At 44.7% G+C, this 17,737-nt stretch carries 15 protein-coding genes; 11 read left to right on the top strand and 4 right to left on the bottom strand.

Features of this window, described 5'->3' with window-relative positions; all coding sequences use genetic code 11:
• Positions 1-5: 5 nt before the first annotated feature.
• The 3 genes from NSQ72_RS09080 to NSQ72_RS09070 form a co-directional block, all read right to left on the bottom strand.
• Complete coding sequence (locus tag NSQ72_RS09080) at positions 6-1,349, bottom strand: (Fe-S)-binding protein (protein WP_144464602.1); 1,344 nt, start codon at positions 1,347-1,349, stop codon at positions 6-8.
• A complete protein-coding gene (gene glcD, locus NSQ72_RS09075; RefSeq protein ID WP_039179147.1) occupies positions 1,346-2,755 on the bottom strand; it encodes a glycolate oxidase subunit GlcD in 1,410 nt (469 codons plus the stop codon). Before glcD ends, NSQ72_RS09080 begins: the two co-directional genes overlap by 4 nt.
• A gap of 78 nt (positions 2,756-2,833) precedes the next feature.
• Complete coding sequence (locus tag NSQ72_RS09070; RefSeq protein ID WP_323133065.1) at positions 2,834-3,967, bottom strand: CdaR family transcriptional regulator; 1,134 nt, start codon at positions 3,965-3,967, stop codon at positions 2,834-2,836.
• A 125-nt stretch (positions 3,968-4,092) separates the two neighbouring features.
• Between NSQ72_RS09070 and NSQ72_RS09065 the strand changes: the two genes are divergently transcribed.
• Positions 4,093-4,671, top strand: coding sequence for a hypothetical protein (locus NSQ72_RS09065; protein ID WP_059377399.1), 579 nt, complete (start codon positions 4,093-4,095; stop codon positions 4,669-4,671).
• Positions 4,672-4,685: 14 nt separating this feature from the next.
• On the opposite strand, the gene NSQ72_RS09060 is transcribed toward NSQ72_RS09065, so the two are convergent.
• A complete protein-coding gene (locus tag NSQ72_RS09060) occupies positions 4,686-5,450 on the bottom strand; it encodes a DeoR family transcriptional regulator (RefSeq protein ID WP_064498557.1) in 765 nt (254 codons plus the stop codon).
• 149 nt (positions 5,451-5,599) lie between these two features.
• On the opposite strand from NSQ72_RS09060, the gene NSQ72_RS09055 reads away from it, so the two are divergent.
• The 10 genes from NSQ72_RS09055 (at position 5,600) to NSQ72_RS09010 (ending at position 17,715) form a co-directional block, all read left to right on the top strand.
• Positions 5,600-6,406: a tyrosine-protein phosphatase gene (locus NSQ72_RS09055; RefSeq protein WP_341083865.1), complete on the top strand. Its 807-nt coding sequence runs from the start codon at positions 5,600-5,602 to the stop codon at positions 6,404-6,406.
• A gap of 24 nt (positions 6,407-6,430) precedes the next feature.
• Positions 6,431-7,972 carry a glycoside hydrolase family 10 protein gene (locus NSQ72_RS09050; RefSeq protein ID WP_064498555.1) on the top strand — a complete coding sequence of 514 codons (1,542 nt, stop codon included), beginning with the start codon at positions 6,431-6,433 and terminating at the stop codon, positions 7,970-7,972.
• 144 nt (positions 7,973-8,116) lie between these two features.
• The gene (locus NSQ72_RS09045) at positions 8,117-9,259 is read left to right on the top strand and encodes an acyl-CoA dehydrogenase family protein (protein ID WP_064498554.1); all 1,143 of its coding nucleotides are present in this window, start codon (positions 8,117-8,119) and stop codon (positions 9,257-9,259) included.
• Between the two features lie 45 nt (positions 9,260-9,304).
• Positions 9,305-10,939 (top strand): AMP-binding protein, encoded by a 1,635-nt coding sequence (locus tag NSQ72_RS09040; protein WP_341083864.1) that lies wholly within the window; start codon positions 9,305-9,307, stop codon positions 10,937-10,939.
• Positions 10,940-10,947: 8 nt separating this feature from the next.
• On the top strand, positions 10,948-12,297 hold the full coding sequence (locus NSQ72_RS09035; RefSeq protein ID WP_144495934.1) for an acetyl-CoA carboxylase biotin carboxylase subunit: 1,350 nt from the start codon (positions 10,948-10,950) through the stop codon (positions 12,295-12,297).
• A complete protein-coding gene (locus NSQ72_RS09030) occupies positions 12,294-12,509 on the top strand; it encodes an acetyl-CoA carboxylase biotin carboxyl carrier protein subunit (protein WP_039179120.1) in 216 nt (71 codons plus the stop codon). The genes NSQ72_RS09035 and NSQ72_RS09030 overlap by 4 nt, the downstream gene beginning before the upstream one ends.
• A gap of 11 nt (positions 12,510-12,520) precedes the next feature.
• Complete coding sequence (locus tag NSQ72_RS09025) at positions 12,521-13,429, top strand: hydroxymethylglutaryl-CoA lyase (RefSeq protein WP_341083862.1); 909 nt, start codon at positions 12,521-12,523, stop codon at positions 13,427-13,429.
• 12 nt (positions 13,430-13,441) lie between these two features.
• Positions 13,442-14,224, top strand: coding sequence for an enoyl-CoA hydratase (locus NSQ72_RS09020; protein WP_341083860.1), 783 nt, complete (start codon positions 13,442-13,444; stop codon positions 14,222-14,224).
• An 18-nt stretch (positions 14,225-14,242) separates the two neighbouring features.
• A complete protein-coding gene (locus tag NSQ72_RS09015) occupies positions 14,243-15,766 on the top strand; it encodes an acyl-CoA carboxylase subunit beta (RefSeq protein WP_251180819.1) in 1,524 nt (507 codons plus the stop codon).
• A gap of 14 nt (positions 15,767-15,780) precedes the next feature.
• Positions 15,781-17,715, top strand: a complete 1,935-nt coding sequence (locus tag NSQ72_RS09010) for an AMP-binding protein (RefSeq protein ID WP_341083855.1) — start codon at positions 15,781-15,783, stop codon at positions 17,713-17,715.
• The last annotated feature ends 22 nt before the right edge of the window (positions 17,716-17,737 follow it).

Genomic DNA, 17,737 nt, shown 5'->3' with positions numbered 1-17,737 from the left:
AGCGTTCAGCTTGATGGGCTGGACGCTTTTTTTCCATATTGAACAGCTTCTAATAATAAATCAGCTAGATGGACGGCACGCATGGTCGGCGAGTGCTCCGCGCGTTTGATGCCTGCTGCCATTTGCAGCTGACAACCTGGATTAGACGTAACGATGACAACAGCCTTTGTTTCCCTTGCTTCTGTCATTTTATGATCTAAAATTTGCATCGACATCTTTGGCTGCAAGATGTTGTAAATGCCAGCTGAGCCGCAGCACCGGCCCGAATCCTTCATTTCTTTAAATGATATGCCTTGAATGGCCTTCATCAGCACCCTTGGCGCATGCTGTACACCCATTCCGTTCCGCAAATGACAGGAATCTTGATAGGTGATGACCTGCTCTGGCAAAGCAAGCGGCATACGGCGGTGAAATTCCAGCTCCACTAAAATGTCTGATATATCGGTGATTTTCTTTGAGAAGATTTCACTTCGTTTTTGAAAGTCCGGATCATCGTGAAGCAAATGATCGTAATCACTTAAAAAAGCACCACAACCGCCCGCATTCATGACTATGGCATCTGCATCTATCTTTTCAAATGCTTCAATATTCCGCTTTGCTAGCTGTTTCGCTTGCTCTTTTTCTCCGCTATGACCATGAAGCGCTCCGCAGCACGTTTGAATAGGAGGGACGATGACGTCACAGCCTGCCAGCTGCAAAAGCTGGATGGTCGCTTCGTTTGTACTGGAAAAAACGGTATCCATTAAACAGCCAGTAAAAAAGGCGACACGCTTACTTGCTGGGCCAGCGGCTTTATATTCCGACAAACGGCTTTTTTGTTGACGCGGCACCGTTGGAAGCGCCTGTTCCATCAGGCGTAAGTGCGGTGGAAGCACCTTCAGCATGCCAGTTTTACGGGCGGCTGTTTGCAGACCAGATGTTTGATAAAATCGAAGAAGTCCTGCCGCTTGCCGCATTCGGCTTTGTGAAGGAAAGAGTCCTTTGAATACTGCACGTCTCACAAGTTTGACAGGGATGGATTGTTTTTTGTGCTGCTGAATGATGTCTCTTGCATCCTCAAGTAACCGGCCATATTTAACGCCGGAAGGGCAGACCGGTTCACATGCACGGCAGCCAAGACAAAGATTCAGTGAATGCTCGACATCTTCATCTGGCTCAATGACGCCGTCTCTCACCGCCTTCATTAAAGCAATTCGGCCGCGGGGAGAGTGTGTTTCTTGTTGCCCAGATTCAATATAAGTAGGGCAGGAAGGAAGGCAGAAGCCGCAGCGCATGCAATTGAGCAGCTCTTTTTCGTCCATTTGCTGCTGAAATGATTGCTGAATCTCTGTTTGTTTAGAGGAACTCATGAGACCACCACCCGCTTTCTTGCGGCTTTACCAAACACTTTATCAGGGTTCATCATATTTTCTGGGTCTAGCGCTTGTTTGATCGCTTTCATTGCTGCAATGCCTTCTTTTTTGACCTTTAGTTCCAAGTAAGGGGCTTTCATAAGACCCACACCATGTTCACCCGTAATGGTGCCGCCAAGTGAGACGGCTTTTTCAAAAATGGCCTGAAAGGCTTCCTCCACCCGTTTCATTTCTTCTTCATTTCTTGCATCTGCTGCACAAGTAGGGTGCAAATTGCCATCACCTGCATGACCGAATGTGCAGATTTTCACTTTGTACTCCTTCGCAATATCTTCGATTGCCCGCACCATGCTGGCAATTTCAGACCGAGGGACTGTGGCATCTTCTAAAATGGTCGTTGGGCTTAACCGGGCGAGAGCAGATAAAGCGGATCGTCTCGCTGTTAAAAGTGCATTTGCTTCTTCTTCAGAATGAGCGATATTCACTTCTTTTGCACCGTGCTGCTTACACACTTTTGCGATGCTCTGCATATCACGGGAAACCGCCTCAGGATGGCCGTCCTGTTCGATTAACAGCACCGCTTGAACGTCCGTCGGCAAACCGATTTTTGCAAAGTCTTCAACGACTTCCAGGGTCGGCTGATCCATAAATTCTAATGTGGCGGGGATGATACGCTCTGCAATAATCGCCGACACTGAAGCGGCTGCTTCCTCTAGGCTTTCATATAAGCAAAGCATCGTTTGTTTTGTTTCTGGAAGCGGCAAAAGCTTCAGCGTGGCTTCAGTGACAATCCCGAGCGTTCCTTCTGAACCTACGAACAAACGGGTCATATCATACCCGGCCACGTCCTTTGCAAGTTTGCCGCCTGTTTTCATAATGTCACCGTTTGGCAGAACCACTTCAAGTCCAAGTACATAATCTCTTGTCACGCCATATTTTAAGCCCCGGAGACCACCTGAATTTTCATTAATATTTCCGCCTAATGTAGAGATTTTCATAGAGCTTGGATCAGGTGGATAGAAGAGCCCTTTTGCCTCTACTTGGCGAATGAGTTCCTGTGTGATCAAACCAGGCTGCACCGTTGCTGTCAGGTTTTCTTCATCTATTTCTATTAATTGGTTCATTCTTGTAAACAGCAGCACAAGTCCGCCTTGTGTGGGACATGTACCTGCACAAAGGTTCGTTCCTGATCCTCTTGGCACGATCGGTATATGATATGAGGCGCAGAGCCGGACAATTTGCTGGATTTCCTCAGCCGTATGCGGGCTTACGATGACATCTGGCATCTGCTGAAAATTTGGTGTTGCATCATAAGAGTAGGCAAGCCGATCGGCTTTACTGTCCTGTACGTAAGGCGCACCAACAATCTTTTTCAATTGATTTAAAAATTCAGAATTTAACATGCGCATTCAACTCCTACTGATTAGACGTATCGTTTCTTTCAGTATAAAAAAAGAATCGCCTCATGCCTATGGACGATTCTACAAAATATCGGGCTGTTCGCTTCGTTTTTTTGGATCATGATCTAAAAGCATGAAGGCTAAATAAAAAAGCATTGCATCTTGCATGCGCTTTGGATCAAGTGTCGTTAAATCTTGGATTCGTTTTAGCCTGTAATGTAGTGTATTGATATGAACATGCATTGCTTCTGCGGTATATTTTAATGAGCAATCTGATGTCATGAGTACCCGCAATGTTTTCACTAATTCAGGATAGGGGAGAAGAGGGGCGATCGTTCGATCAAGAAACACTTCCTTTGTTTCCTGACTCACTTCCTCCATAAAAAGTTCAAGCGTTAAATCTTCATCAAATACAATCGGCGTATCAGCATGTGCCATTTTTAATGCACGAAAGGCTTGTTGAAAGGATTGCTTCATCAAATGAGCAGCTGCTGGTTTTCCCGCCCCAATCAAAACCCCTGGCGTGCTCTGCGCCGTAAGGGAGGCATGGATGTGAAATAGGCGCTTCTGCAGTGTTTTACGATCATCTGCTGTTGTTTGCAGCATAAGCAAAAAGCGGGCATGCCCCCAGCGGACGATGATCTCCTGACTAGTGAGATGCAGCGTTTCCTTTAATTCTTTGTATTGATTTTGTTTCATAAACGATTCATCCTGACAATCGATCAGGACAACCGCACGCTCCTTGTTGATATCAAGCTGAAGCCGCGATGCTTTTTCAGTGAGATCAATCGCTGTCTCTGGCAAATGAAGCCAGTCGAATACAAACGCTTCGAGCTGACGTTCATCCGTTTCGGTTTCTTGAAAAAATTCATGTTCATGAATGAGCAGCTCGGTCATTTTTCTTAATATTTCGCCAAAAGGAGACACATGTACAGGATCTCCTGTCATCCCAATGACTCCGATGACCTCCTGCTTAAAATAAATAGGCAGATTGATGCCAGCTTTGACGCCTTTCATGTGGTGCTGGTCATCCTTTGTGAGAATTCGTTTCTGTCCTTCAAAAGATGTCAGATACGCTCCTTCATGAAATTGTCCAATGCGCGCTGGATCTGTTGCTGCAATGATGGTGCCGTTCGTTTGTGCGATGATGATTTCCTCAGTCAGCACCTTTTTCACTTCGTCTACGATCTTTTCTGCCAGTGTCATTGTGAGCAAAATGTACCCCTCCGAGATGTTTCTTTTGACACTATCATACCATCATATGCTAGGACATATCTTTCTTTTCCTGAGTTATGCTAAAATAATAAACGCACATGAAGGAGAAGAAAGGAGACATAGCCATGTCACTGCAAAATCGCTTACAAGATTTACTGAAAGAAGGACAAGCGCTGACAGACTTCGAATATGATGAAGCGGCGAGCCGCAATTGGCCTTTAGAAGGGGCGAGGATAAAAGAAGAAGCACGCTTTGGCGATGTATATATAGAGCGTGTAGACAAGGAATCAGAGGACATGATTCAAACAGAAGACGCCTCATTTCTAAACACACCGCTTACATATGTGAAAAAACATCAAAAAGAATTTATTTATATCGAATCAAAGTGGTTTGATGTCGTGAAAGTAGATGGCTTGGCCATTGAATGGGACGAAGTGTTTCAAACGTATACCGTGTTATTCGGTTTCAAACGTCCTAAGAAAGACACGAATATTTTAAAGGACTTGCTATCGCCATTAAATGGTGCTCAGCTTCAATTTAATGGACAAGATGGCTTATTTGATGTGAATTTACAGCTTCTTGAGCTTGAGGACATCCACGAAGATACGGCTTTCATTGACGTTATCTCGGCCGTGTACCGATTTTTATTCCGTATGGTCATGCAGCTTGAAATCAATGAATCAAAAAACGGCTCAAATTCCTGAGCCGTTTTTTTGATCTATTCATTTGAAGAAGGCGTGACAAACCGCACATCATGCTCTTTTCCATATTGAAGATAATGTTCATGTGGCTCCTGATTGGTCACGATGACATCAATCTCGTGCAAATCACAAAACGTGGTCAAGGCGTAATGATCGAATTTGCTATCATCCACTAATAAAAACGTTTTGGCACTTTTTTGAACGAGCGTCTTTTTAATATCGGTTTCAAGCGGGGACGAATTCGTGACGCCGTGATCAATAGATAAACCAGTTGATGCGATAAAGGCTTTATTCACATTGTAAGCTTTTAAGCGCTCTACACTTTGATAGCCTACGAAAGAATTTGTTTTTCTTTCAAGCATCCCGCCAGTAGAAAAGATGGTGAGATTTTCATAAGGCATCGCCTGTGTAATGAAATCTACATTATTGGTCACAACGGTCACTTGTTTCTCAGTCAAATAGGGGAGCATCTCAAGCGTTGTCGTACCAGAATCAACAAAAATCATATCTCCATTTTCCACAAATGCGGCAGCCGCCTGACCGATCAATTGCTTTTTACTGAGCTGACGGGTCTTTCGCTCTTGATACACCACTAACGTTGAGTGGTTCACAGCCACTCCGCCATACACTTTTTTGAGCACGCCAGACTCGACCAATGCCTGTACATCTCGGCGTATCGTGTTTTTTGAGACACCAAAATGCGCCACAAGCTCATCAAGTGAAGCAGATTCCCGGTCAAACACATACTCTTTAATTTGCTGAATCCGTTTTGTTTTTATCATGCTTCATATCTCCAATCAATCCGAATGTCCTTTTTCCATTATACCAATAAATTCTCTTACATGGATTAGGTCAATTGATTCTCTTTTCTCCTTTGATATAAAAGCGTATGATAGAAAAAAGAACGAAACCAGAAAGGACTTTCACTTCTATGAATCAATCAAACAACCCATTTTCAAAGCTTGCGAATTTTAGAGAAGTAGGGGGACTTCAAACAACAGAGGGGATGGTGATCAAAGAGGGAATGATTTATCGATCCGCAGACTTATCTCGATTGACGAAACAAGACATCGAGATATTCTCAACACTCGGAATTCAAACCGTTTGCGACCTCCGTACAACCTCAGAACGTAAATCACATCCACCAAAGATCAAGGAACACGACAAAATCGTCCATATTCCGATGCAGCCTGACAGTAAGATGCCGAGTAAATGGACCATGTTTCGTATGCTGGTAACAGAAGGGAAGTCTCTCTCATTTACACCGATCATGAAAGATTTATATCAAAGCATGCTCACTGAGCGTAAAGAAGAGATTCGGCAGCTGTTCACACTGCTTTCAAATCAAAGCCATTATCCGCTGATGCTTCACTGCACGAGCGGCAAAGACCGTACAGGTTTTTTATCTGCCCTGATTCAGTTAACAGCAGGTGTACCGCCGACTGTCGTTTTAAGTGAATACATGCGGTCCAATGAAGGCGTGCAAATGCTTGTCAGAAGGCAGGAACGATTTGTCCGATGGATGAGTTTATACCGGGTATCAAAAGAACAAATTCAGCCGCTTGTCGGTGTGCAGCAAGATTATCTTGAAGATGTGCTGCACGAAATGCTGGAGACATACGGGAGTGTAGAGCGGTATTTAATTGAAGCCTGCAAAGTCCCTGAAGCTCAGCTCAATCAAATGAAAAACATTCTGCTTACACCATCTGCTGGCATTCCATCACAAAAAGCGGAATAAACTGAATATGAGGTGATGCAAAACATGCTGAAAAAGATCAGTATGACAGTTCTAACACTGATGTTAATGTTTGTATTCTTATTGATTCCTTCTAGCAGTCTAGCAGCTCGTCCAGTGCCAAAAGGGAAGCTTGAGAGCACAAGAGAAATGCGCGCGGTATGGATTGCGTCGGTTTATAACTTAGATTGGCCCTCAAAGAAGGGGCTGCCCGTAGCAGAGCAGAAAAAAGAGTTCATTCGTTTGTTAGACGAGATCAAAGCGATGAATATGAATGCCGTCATTATGCAAATTAAACCAACAGCAGATGCTTTTTATCCTTCAGCATACGGGCCGTGGTCAGAGTATTTGACTGGAACGCAAGGGAAAGATCCTGGGTATGATCCGCTTGAGTTTATGATAGAAGAAGCTCATAAACGCGGCCTTGAATTTCATGCTTGGTTTAATCCTTACCGAATCACGATGAATCATACTGATCTCAGCCGTTTATCAGCTGATCACCCTGCAAGACAACATCCTGAATGGACCATTGCCTACGGTAATCAGCTATATTACAACCCTGGCATCCCTGAAGCTCAGGACTTCATTGCCCTCGGCATAGAAGAGGTTGTGAAAAACTACGATATTGATGCAGTGCATATGGATGATTATTTTTACCCAAATAAAATAGCCGGTGTGCCGTTTCCAGATCAAGAAACATATGAAACATATGGAAAAAAAGCTTTTACACATATAGAAGATTGGCGAAGAGATAATGTGAATCAGCTGGTGAAACAGATCAATGACACCATTAAGAAAGAAAAGCCGTATGTGAAATTTGGTATTAGTCCATTCGGGGTATGGCGCAACATAAAAGATGACCCGACTGGTTCAAACACCACTGCTGGAATGACCAACTACGATGATTTGTATGCTGATACAAGAGAGTGGATTCAGCAGCACGATATTGATTATGTCACTCCGCAAATTTACTGGAGCATCGGTTTTCAAGCTGCCGCTTATGACGTGCTGACGAAATGGTGGTCAAATGAGGTGAAAGGGGAGCCGGTTCACCTGTATATTGGTCAGGCGGCGTATAAAATTAATCAAAACAGTGATCCTGCTTGGTCTGACCCGGAAGAATATTTTAGGCAGATTGAGCTGAACAGGCAGTCACAGCTCGTGCAGGGAAGCATGCATTTCAGCTTAAAGGATCTCAATCGCAACCCTTTGAATGTAAAGGATCGATTGATAGAAGAGTCATACCGCAAACCAGCTCTCATTCCAGAAATGCCTTGGCTTCATCAGAAAGCGCCTAAAAAACCAATCATTCAATCTGTGAAAAAGACAGCGGATGGTGCGGCTTTGCAAATCAAAAATGATCCACATTCTACCGTATCCTATTATGCAGTCTATCGATTGACAAATAAAGGAACATATGAATTGCTGCAAACAGTTAGAAAAGAAAAAGGCGCCATCACAACGATTAAAGACCTACCAATCAATCAAAAGACGATTGATACTTATAAGATTACGGCTCTTAATCGTCTTCATCACGAAAGCAAGCCTTCTACAAAAATAGTAAAATAACGAAAAAAGCATGAATGAGGATTTTCTTCGTTCATGCTTTTTTTCTATTATTCTTGTTTTAATTTTCTGAATTCAATCAAGCTTGGCATGAAGCAGCTGCTTGATTAATAAATATGATAGAAAAGAGACAAAGGGGGAAGCAAGATGGATTTTGAATTAACGAAAGAACAACAAATGATCCGCCAGATGGTCAAAGATTTTGCCAAAGCAGAAATTGCACCACACGCTCAAACGATTGATGAACAGGCCGTATTCCCAGCCAAAACGTTTCAAAAAATGGGGGAGCTCGGCTTTATGGGCATCCCCTTTCCAGAGAAATACGGAGGCTCAGGAGGAGATACGATATCGTATGCACTCGCTGTAGAAGAAATCGGAAAACAGTGTGCCAGTACAGGTCTTAGCTATGCCGCAGCCGTATCCTTAGGCGCAAGCCCGCTTTATTACTTCGGTACAGAGGACCAAAAGATGGACCACCTTGTCCCGCTGGCTTCTGGGACAGCACTTGGTTCCTTCGGTTTAACAGAACCAAACGCAGGATCAGATGCAAAAGGGACGAAAACAAAAGCAGTCAAAGACGGACAAGAATATGTCATCAACGGGGAGAAGTGCTGGATCACAAACGCCAATTTTGCCAGAACCATTATTGTCACCGCTGTCACGGATCATGATGAACACGGCCGCCCGATCATCTCCGCCTTCATTGTGGAGAAAGGGCAAAAAGGGCTGTCCATTACAAATCCATATGACAAAATGGGCGTGCGTGGGTCAGATACAGCAGAAATCATTTTAGACGGTGTACGTGTACCAGCCCAGAATATTTTAGGAGACCCAGCGAAAGGCTTTAAGCAATTTTTATATACATTAGACGGAGGACGTATTTCAATTGCTGCGTTATCAGTTGGCATTGCACAAGCTGCACTCGATGCTTCGCTCTCGCATGCAAAGGAAAGAAAGCAATTTGGGCAAACCCTTTCTTCCTTCCAAGCCATTCAGTTTAAGCTGGCAGATATGGCGATGCAAATAGAACTCGCGAGACAAATGGTTTGGAAAGCCGCTTGGCTGAAAGATCACGGCAAGCCGTTTACAAAAGAAGCTGCTTATGCCAAACTTTTCGCTTCTGAAATGGCGACAAAAGCAAGCCTTGATGCTGTCCAAATTCACGGAGGAACAGGCTATATGAAAGAATGTGGTGTAGAACGGCTAGTGAGAGATGCAAAGCTCATGGAAATTGGAGAAGGGACCTCTGAAATTCAGCGTCTAGTCATCGCAAGACAACTGTTAGCGTAATCCGATAATGAAAACGCTTACTATCAATGGAGGAGGAAAGCCATCATGTCGATTCATCCACAGACAATCGGCTCCCTTTTAAAAGAGAGAAGGGAGCAGCATCCAGCACATGAAGCCATTGTGTATCCAGAACGTTCATTACGTTATTCATATGAAGCGTTTTATCGAGAAGTCAAGGAAACAGGGAAAGGTCTTATGGCATTAGGGGTTCAAAAAGGGGATCATATCGCCATCATGGCGCCCAATGTACCTGAATGGCTCATGCTGCAATTTGCCTGCGCGTCGATCGGAGCCGTTCTTGTCACCGTAAATACGAATTTTCAAGCACAGGAACTCGCCTATTTACTCAAGCATTCTGATAGCTGCATGCTGTTTATCGTGGACGGCTTTAAAGAGACATCCTATGTCAAAATGCTGGAAGAACTCATACCAGAGCTTCAAAACGCTCATCAAGGCGAGATCACCTCCTCATCTTTTCCTTATTTAAAAAGTGTCGTCTATATTGGCGAGCACACGCCAAAAGGCATGCACAGCTGGAACAGTATTCAAGCTGCTGCTAAAAGAACTGAGGATCACGAGTGGGAGAAACGAATGGATGAGCTTGCGCCAGATGACGTCATTAATATGCAATATACTTCAGGCACAACCGGCTATCCAAAAGGAGTCATGCTCAGCCATACAAACATCGTCTGCAATGCCAGCCAAATCGCAGATTGTATGAAGCTCACCCAAAAGGATCGAATGTGTATCCCCGTTCCTTTCTTTCATTGCTTTGGATCCGTTCTTGGCGTGCTTGCTTGCCTCACAAAAGGAGGAACGATTATTCCGGTTGAATCCTTCCACCCAGAGCGAGTCCTTCAAACCGTGGAAAAAGAGAAGTGCACCGTACTTCACGGCGTCCCGACAATGTTCATTGCAGAGCTTGACCATCCGAATTTTCACCAATACGATCTGTCCACATTACGAACGGGCATTATGGCAGGATCTCTTTGCCCATCCCATGTGATGAAAGCCGTCATTGAACAAATGGGACTGAAGGAGCTCACGATTGCCTACGGACAGACTGAAAGCTCTCCTGTCATTACCCAAACAAGAACGGATGATTCATTTGAAAGACGGGTTCAAACCGTCGGCCCGGCGCTTCCTCACATCGAAGTGAAAATCACCGTTCCAGGCACGCCGGAGGAAGTACCAAGAGGAGAACAAGGCGAGCTGTGTACAAGAGGCTATCATGTGATGAAAGGCTACTATAAAAATGAAGAAGCCACAAATGAAGTGATTGATGAGGACGGCTGGCTTCATACGGGAGATTTAGCAGAGATGGATGAGGACGGCTATGTGAAAATCACAGGACGGCTGAAAGATATGATCATTAGAGGCGGGGAGAATGTATACCCAAAAGAGATTGAGGACGTTCTTTATACTCATCCGGACATTCTTGATGCACAGGTTGTTGGTATACCTGACGAGACGTATGGAGAAGAAGCCGCCGCATTCCTTCGGCTTAAGCAAGGCAGAACGGTGACGATTGAGACACTCACCAGCTATTGTCAGTCGCAAATGGCGCGCTACAAAATTCCTAAATATTTTTTCATCACTGACGAGTATCCGATGACCGCATCAGGGAAGATTCAAAAATTTCGTCTGAAAAAACAGGCGCTTGATCTAATAAAGGAGTGAAGGCAGCGATGTTTCAAAAAGTACTGATTGCCAATCGAGGCGAAATTGCTAGGCGAATTATTCGAACATGTAAAAGGCTCGGGATCCACACCGTTGCCGTTTATTCAGAAGCAGATCAGCATGCACTTCATGTGCAAGAAGCAGACAGCGCCTATCTGATTGGAGGCGCGAAAGTATCTGAAAGCTATTTAAACATGGAAGCCATCATTAGGGTAGCCAAGCAGACAAATACAGATGCTATTCACCCAGGATATGGCCTCTTATCAGAAAATGCGGCCTTTGCAGAACGCTGTCGCAGCGAAGGTATTGCCTTTATTGGGCCATCCGCACAAGTCATTCAGCGAATGGGGAATAAAATTGAAGCAAGAAAAACGATGGCTCAAGCAGGGATCCCCATTGTACCAGGCGTTTCAGCTCCGCTGCATGATGCAGAAGAAGGAGTGAGTCAAGCGCAGTCACTCGGTTATCCGATCATGCTCAAGGCATCAAGCGGGGGTGGAGGAATTGGTATGCAGCTCGTGCAAAATGACGATGAGCTGTACAGGGCTTTTGAAGGGAATCAAAAAAGAGCACAAAGCTTTTTCAACGATGGGACGCTGTATATGGAAAAGGTCATTGAAAACGCGCGGCACATTGAAATCCAGGTCCTTTTTGATTCCTTCGGTCATGGGGTTCACTTATTTGAGCGCGACTGTTCACTCCAGCGGAGACATCAAAAAATCATTGAAGAAGCACCAGCCGCCTGTCTCGATGAACCGGTGAGACGTCAGATGGGGGAGATGGCCGTCAAAGCAGCCAAAGCGATTGGGTATGAAAATGCAGGGACGATTGAATGCTTAGTCGATCAGCATCAACAATTTTATTTCCTAGAAATGAACACAAGATTACAAGTAGAGCACCCTGTCACAGAAGAAATTACAGGTATTGACCTTGTTGAGGAGCAGCTGAAAATCGCTGCATGTGAGCCGCTTTCCTTTAATCAGGAGGATATTCATCAAATCGGGCATGCCATCGAGGTTAGAATTTATGCGGAAGATCCCGTCACCTTTTATCCTTCACCAGGAACGATCACTCGGCTTTCTACGCCTGAAGCTCCGTATATCCGTCATGAGTCAAGTGTGACAAAGGGAAGCATTATAACCCCTTTTTACGATCCAATGATTGCGAAAATGATCGTTTACGGTGATACACGAAAACTTGCAATAGAACGATTAAAAGGGGCATTACAAGCATATGAAATAGAAGGGATCAAAACCAACTTACCGCTTTTAAGGGAAATGGCCGGATCTTCTGCTTTCTTACAAGGCAGCATCACAACCGATTTTCTCATGAAAAAAAGGGAGGGAAACCGTTCATGAAAACTGTCACGATTCAAATGGCCGGAAACTTGTGGAAGCTTCTTGTGAAACAAGGCGATGAAGTGCAAAAAGGACAGGAGGTTGCCATCTTAGAATCAATGAAAATGGAAATTCCGATCGTTGCTGAAGAGGCCGGGATCATCCGCAAAGTGCATAAAGCAGAGGGGGAATTTGTCGATGAAGGAGAGGTTCTTTTAGAACTAACAGAATAGGAGGGAGCCAGATGGCATTACCAAAGAGTGTGCTTATCAGGGAGGTCGGCCCGCGGGACGGACTGCAAAATGAAGCAGTCTGGCTGGACACAAGCGAGAAGCGAACGTGGATAGATCTGCTCGCAGCAGCCCAGCTCCCTTATATTGAAGTCACATCATTTGTTCATCCTAAATGGGTTCCAGCCTTAAAAGATGCCAAAGAACTCACCCAATCCTTAAACCAAAAAGACGACATCACCTATGCAGCACTCATTCCCAATGAAAAAGGCTTAGCTCATTTTTTTGAAGCTAATCTTGACACAGGCGCTATGTTTATCTCTTCGAGTGAAACACATAACAAGAAAAATATGAATCAATCCATCCACGAAACACTTCCTGTCATCAAACAAATGACAGATGATTTAAAAGCAGCAGGAAAAAGGACACGCGCGTATATTTCCACCGTGTTTGGCTGCCCGTATGAAAAACAAGTACCAATGGATCAAGTCCTGCGATTAACGGATATTTTGCTTTCTTATGGCATTGATGAAATATCGCTCGGTGACACCATCGGTGAAGCCCATCCGCTACAAGTAGAAAGGCGCTTAGACATTTTACTTGAACGTTTTCCTGCTGATAAAATCGCTCTTCATTTTCATGATACGAAGGGGATGGCTCTTGCCAATATTTATACGGCATTAAAAGCCGGAATCACGATATTTGACTCCTCCAGCGGGGGGCTTGGCGGATGTCCCTATGCACCTGGCTCCAGCGGAAACGTGGCGACAGAAGATGTGGTGCATATGCTTCATAAACTAGGAATTGAGACAAATATTCACCTTCCTGCATTAATTCAAGCGGCAGAATGGATTGAAGCAAAAGTAGACCGAACCCTGCCTAGTCACTGTTTACGCGCTTTTCACTCTCAGACTACTTCATAAAGGATGAATAACATGACATCATTGGTCCATTTTTCAATACAAGATGAACAGATCGGCATTATGACCTTAAACAGGCCAGAACAAGCGAATTCCCTATCCTCTACAATGCTCGAGGAGATCAATCAAATCATTCAAGAAATCAAACACGATGAAAGCATCCGCTGTCTGCTCATTACAGGAGCCGGTTCAAAAGTCTTTTGCGCTGGTGCAGATTTAAAAGAACGACGATTGATGACAGAAGCAGAAGCAAAAGGCGCTGTTCTTGCAATTCAGCAAACCTTTATGGAGATTGAATCCATTCCTGTACCTGTCATTGCAGTGATGAACGGACACGCACTTGGTGGAGGACTTGAGCTCGCGCTCGCTTGTGATCTCCGCATCGCACGAGCCGGAGCCAGACTCGGCCTGCCGGAAACAGGACTAGCTATCATACCAGGAGCCGGAGGGACGCAGCGGCTTCCGCGCCTCATTGGACTCGGTAAAGCAAAAGAACTTATTTTCACAGGCGCATCATTACAAGCAGAAGAAGCCATTCAAATCGGGCTGATTGAGCATATTTCTGTAGCAGATTCTCTTATGAACGATGCTATCTCTCTTGCAAAACAAATCATCAAAAATGGTCCGCTTGCCTTAAAAGAAGCGAAGCAAGCGATTCATTCAAGCCTTGATCACGATTTGCATACAGGTCTAACGAAGGAATACGAAGCCTATCTACGGCTCATTGATACAGAAGATCGAACGGAAGGTCTTCAAGCCTTCCAAGAAAAACGCACGCCTCAATACAGAGGCAGGTAGCAAGAAAGGGGAATGGGTATGATTGAAGATTATGAACTCAAAAAACAGCAGATTCTGAAAGGCGGGGCCGAGCGATACCATCAAAAAAACAAAGAAAAAGGAAAATTGTTCGTCCGTGACCGCCTTCAGTTGTTATTGGATGAGGATTCTTTCATTGAGGATGCCATGTTTGCCGAGTGTCAAGATGCACATTTACCAGCAGATGGTGTTGTCACAGGGACGGGGCGGATGAATGGGCAGACGGTTTGCGTCATGGCAAATGATTCTACCGTCAAAGCAGGATCATGGGGCGTCAAAACGGTAGAAAAAATCATTAGAATCCAAGAAACAGCCGAAAAACTCAACTGTCCGATGCTGTATTTAGTCGACTCTGCGGGTGCTAGAATCACCGATCAAATCGCCATGTTTCCAGGCAGAAGAGGTGCAGGCCGCATTTTTTATAACCAGGTAAAGCTATCTGGACGTATTCCGCAAATTTGTTTACTATTTGGTCCTTCTGCAGCCGGAGGTGCTTACATTCCTGCTTTTTGTGACATCGTCGTCATGGTCGAAGGGAATGCCTCAATGTATTTAGGCTCACCGCGAATGGCCGAAATGGTGATTGGAGAGAAAGTATCACTTGAAGAAATGGGCGGGGCGAAAATGCATTGCAGCATTTCTGGATGCGGCGATATTTTAGCAAAAACAGAAGAAGAAGCCATTCAAATCGCTCGCACCTATTTAACTTACATGCCTGCCAATTATACAGAAAAACCAAAACGAACAGCCGCAAAAGCACCTAAACCATCAGAGATTACCATTCAAGATCTCATCCCTAAAGGGCAGAATACCCCTTTTGATATGTATCAGCTTATTGATTTACTCATTGATGAAGGATCATTTTTTGAAATTAAAAAGCTATTTGCCGCAGAGCTGATCACAGGATTTGGCCGTATGAATGGTCAGCCTGTTGGTCTTATTGCCAACCAGCCTAGGGTAAAAGGCGGCGTATTATTCCATGACTCGGCTGACAAAGCCGCCAAGTTTATTCAGCTATGTGACGCCTTTCATATTCCACTCCTTTTTCTTGCGGATATACCGGGGTTTATGATCGGAACAAAAGTGGAACAAGCAGGCATTATTAGGCATGGGGCGAAAATGATCTCCGCCATGTCAGAGGCAACCGTTCCGAAAATATCCGTCATTGTTCGTAAAGCATATGGTGCAGGTTTATATGCAATGGCAGGACCAGCCTTTGAACCGGACTGCTGTCTCGCACTTCCATCAGCACAAATTGCTGTCATGGGGCCAGAAGCCGCTGTAAATGCTGTCTATGCGAATAAAATTGCTGAACTGCCTGTAGAAGAGAGGGCGGCATTTATACAAGAGAAACGCAAGGAATACCAGGAAGATATGAATATATATGAGCTTGCCTCAGAAATGATTGTCGATGGTGTCATCCCATTTGACCATTTGCGAGATGAGCTTTGTCATAGATTACAAGCCTATACCTCAAAAGAGATGACATTTACAAGACGAAAACACCCGGTTTATCCGGTCTAAAGGGGGGCGGCCTCATGATGAACCAAAAACCAGCGTGGATTCCCGAAGAGCAGATGATGAAACAAACACGTCTTTACAAATGGATGCATTCACTTGGTTTTTCTACTTACGATGCGTTCTATCAAGCTAGTATCGAGCGTACCGATTGGTTTTGGAGAGAAGCTGAAAAGGCGGTCGGCACCGTGTGGAAGGAGCCGTATGAAGCCGTTTTAGGCCAAGATTCATTCATGTGGCCCAATTGGTTTAAAGGCGGCCGGCTCAACGTGGTCGAAACGGCTGTTGACAAATGGGCAGAAGATGAAGAAACCCAGCATCAACCAGCCGTGATTTGGAGAAATGAAGCGGGAGAAGAAAGAAGATGGACGTTTCTCGAACTTCAGGAAAAGGTCAATCGTCTCGCTGCTGGTTTTTTGAAGAAGGGAATTCAAAAAGGGGATGTGGCGGTCATTTATATGCCGATGCTTCCGGAAACGGCTGCCGTCATGCTTGCCTTTGCAAAGATTGGTGTCATCTTTAGCCCAGTTTTTTCTGGCTATGGAAGCGAGCCTCTTGCCGTACGTATTCGTGCATCGGGTGCAACCATTGTCGTCACAGGCTCTAGCATGACGCGCCGGGGAAAGACGATCAACATGCGTGAATGTGCGGCAGAAGCGATCGACAAAACCAAGACCGTCAAAACAGTCATTGTACACGCTTCCTCTCCTACTGGATATAAAGAGGACATGAAGCTAAACGATTTGTTAAAAGAAGAACCAATGAGTGAAACGACTTATCTTTCAAATCAAGATCCTCTTATGATCTTATACACGTCTGGAACAACCGGTACACCAAAAGGGGCTGTTCATACCCATGCAGGCTTTCCTGTAAAAGCGGCTTTTGATGCTGGTCTTTGTATGGATGTTGCAAAAGGAGACCGCTTGTTTTGGCTCACAGACATGGGATGGATGATGGGGCCATTTCTCGTCTTTGGCGGTTTGATCAATGGAGCTGCAATTGTTTTATATGACGGCGCCCCCGATTATCCAAATGAACAGCACCTTTGGTCATTCATCCACGAGCAAAAAGTCACCCATTTTGGACTTTCACCTACTTTTGTTCGATCTGCGATGCAGCAAAACCTTGCAGACATTGAGCTGCCGCATGTCAAAGCCATCATTTCTACAGGTGAACCGTGGAATGAAGCACCATGGCAATGGCTTTTTGACACAATTGGTCAAAAGCATATTCCGATCTTAAATTACTCAGGGGGAACAGAGGTTTCTGGCGGTATTGTAGGAAGTACGCTGCTTCGTCCAATCAAACCGATCCTTTTTAATGCGGCAATCTTAGGAATGGCGGCAGATGTGTTTAATGAGGCAGGACAGCGCATGATGAATGAGGTAGGGGAGCTTGTTGTGAAAAAGCCATGGGTCGGTATGACATGTGGATTTTGGAAAGATCCGGAGCGATATGAAGACACATATTTCAAACGATTTGATGGGGTGTGGACACACGGTGATTGGGTGATGCAATCAGAGGATGGCGCATTCCATATCACGGGCAGATCAGATGATGTCATTAATACAGCAGGAAAACGCGTCGGTCCAGCTGAAATTGAATCCATTCTTGTCGGGCATCCAGCCGTACATGAGGCTGCTGTGATTGGAGTCAAGGATGAGGTGAAGGGAGAAGCACTTGTTTGTTTCGTCGTAGCCAGATTACAGTCTTTCGAAGAAGCAGCACTCATTTCAGAGCTTAAAACTCATGTTGGTTCATATGCGGGGAAAGCGCTCACTCCAAAGGAAATTCATCTCATTTCAGCTTTACCGAAAACAAGAAACGGAAAAATCGTCCGGCGTTTATTAAAAGGCGCGTATGAGCAGCAGCCTTCACCAGATCTATCTTCTTTAGATAATCCGAATGTCTACAAATGCATTTGCGAATACTTGAAAAGGAAACAAAGTATATAAAAAAAAGACAGGAGAGATCCCT

The sequence above is a fragment of the Bacillus sp. FSL R5-0659 genome (assembly GCF_038008785.1).
In the GTDB taxonomy this organism is placed as follows: domain Bacteria; phylum Bacillota; class Bacilli; order Bacillales; family Bacillaceae; genus Bacillus; species Bacillus safensis.
This window is presented reverse-complemented; position numbering and strand designations above follow the sequence as displayed.

Coding starts and splice junctions, on each gene's coding strand:
- NSQ72_RS09030 (WP_039179120.1), top strand. CDS start 12,294: ATGAAAACTGTCACGATTCAAATGGCCGGAAACTTGTGGAAGCTTCTT.
- NSQ72_RS09020 (WP_341083860.1), top strand. CDS start 13,442: ATGACATCATTGGTCCATTTTTCAATACAAGATGAACAGATCGGCATT.
- NSQ72_RS09060 (WP_064498557.1), bottom strand. CDS start 5,450: ATGATAAAAACAAAACGGATTCAGCAAATTAAAGAGTATGTGTTTGAC.
- NSQ72_RS09025 (WP_341083862.1), top strand. CDS start 12,521: ATGGCATTACCAAAGAGTGTGCTTATCAGGGAGGTCGGCCCGCGGGAC.
- NSQ72_RS09010 (WP_341083855.1), top strand. CDS start 15,781: ATGATGAACCAAAAACCAGCGTGGATTCCCGAAGAGCAGATGATGAAA.
- NSQ72_RS09080 (WP_144464602.1), bottom strand. CDS start 1,349: ATGAGTTCCTCTAAACAAACAGAGATTCAGCAATCATTTCAGCAGCAA.
- NSQ72_RS09055 (WP_341083865.1), top strand. CDS start 5,600: ATGAATCAATCAAACAACCCATTTTCAAAGCTTGCGAATTTTAGAGAA.
- NSQ72_RS09045 (WP_064498554.1), top strand. CDS start 8,117: ATGGATTTTGAATTAACGAAAGAACAACAAATGATCCGCCAGATGGTC.
- NSQ72_RS09050 (WP_064498555.1), top strand. CDS start 6,431: ATGCTGAAAAAGATCAGTATGACAGTTCTAACACTGATGTTAATGTTT.
- NSQ72_RS09065 (WP_059377399.1), top strand. CDS start 4,093: ATGTCACTGCAAAATCGCTTACAAGATTTACTGAAAGAAGGACAAGCG.
- glcD (WP_039179147.1), bottom strand. CDS start 2,755: ATGTTAAATTCTGAATTTTTAAATCAATTGAAAAAGATTGTTGGTGCG.
- NSQ72_RS09040 (WP_341083864.1), top strand. CDS start 9,305: ATGTCGATTCATCCACAGACAATCGGCTCCCTTTTAAAAGAGAGAAGG.
- NSQ72_RS09015 (WP_251180819.1), top strand. CDS start 14,243: ATGATTGAAGATTATGAACTCAAAAAACAGCAGATTCTGAAAGGCGGG.
- NSQ72_RS09035 (WP_144495934.1), top strand. CDS start 10,948: ATGTTTCAAAAAGTACTGATTGCCAATCGAGGCGAAATTGCTAGGCGA.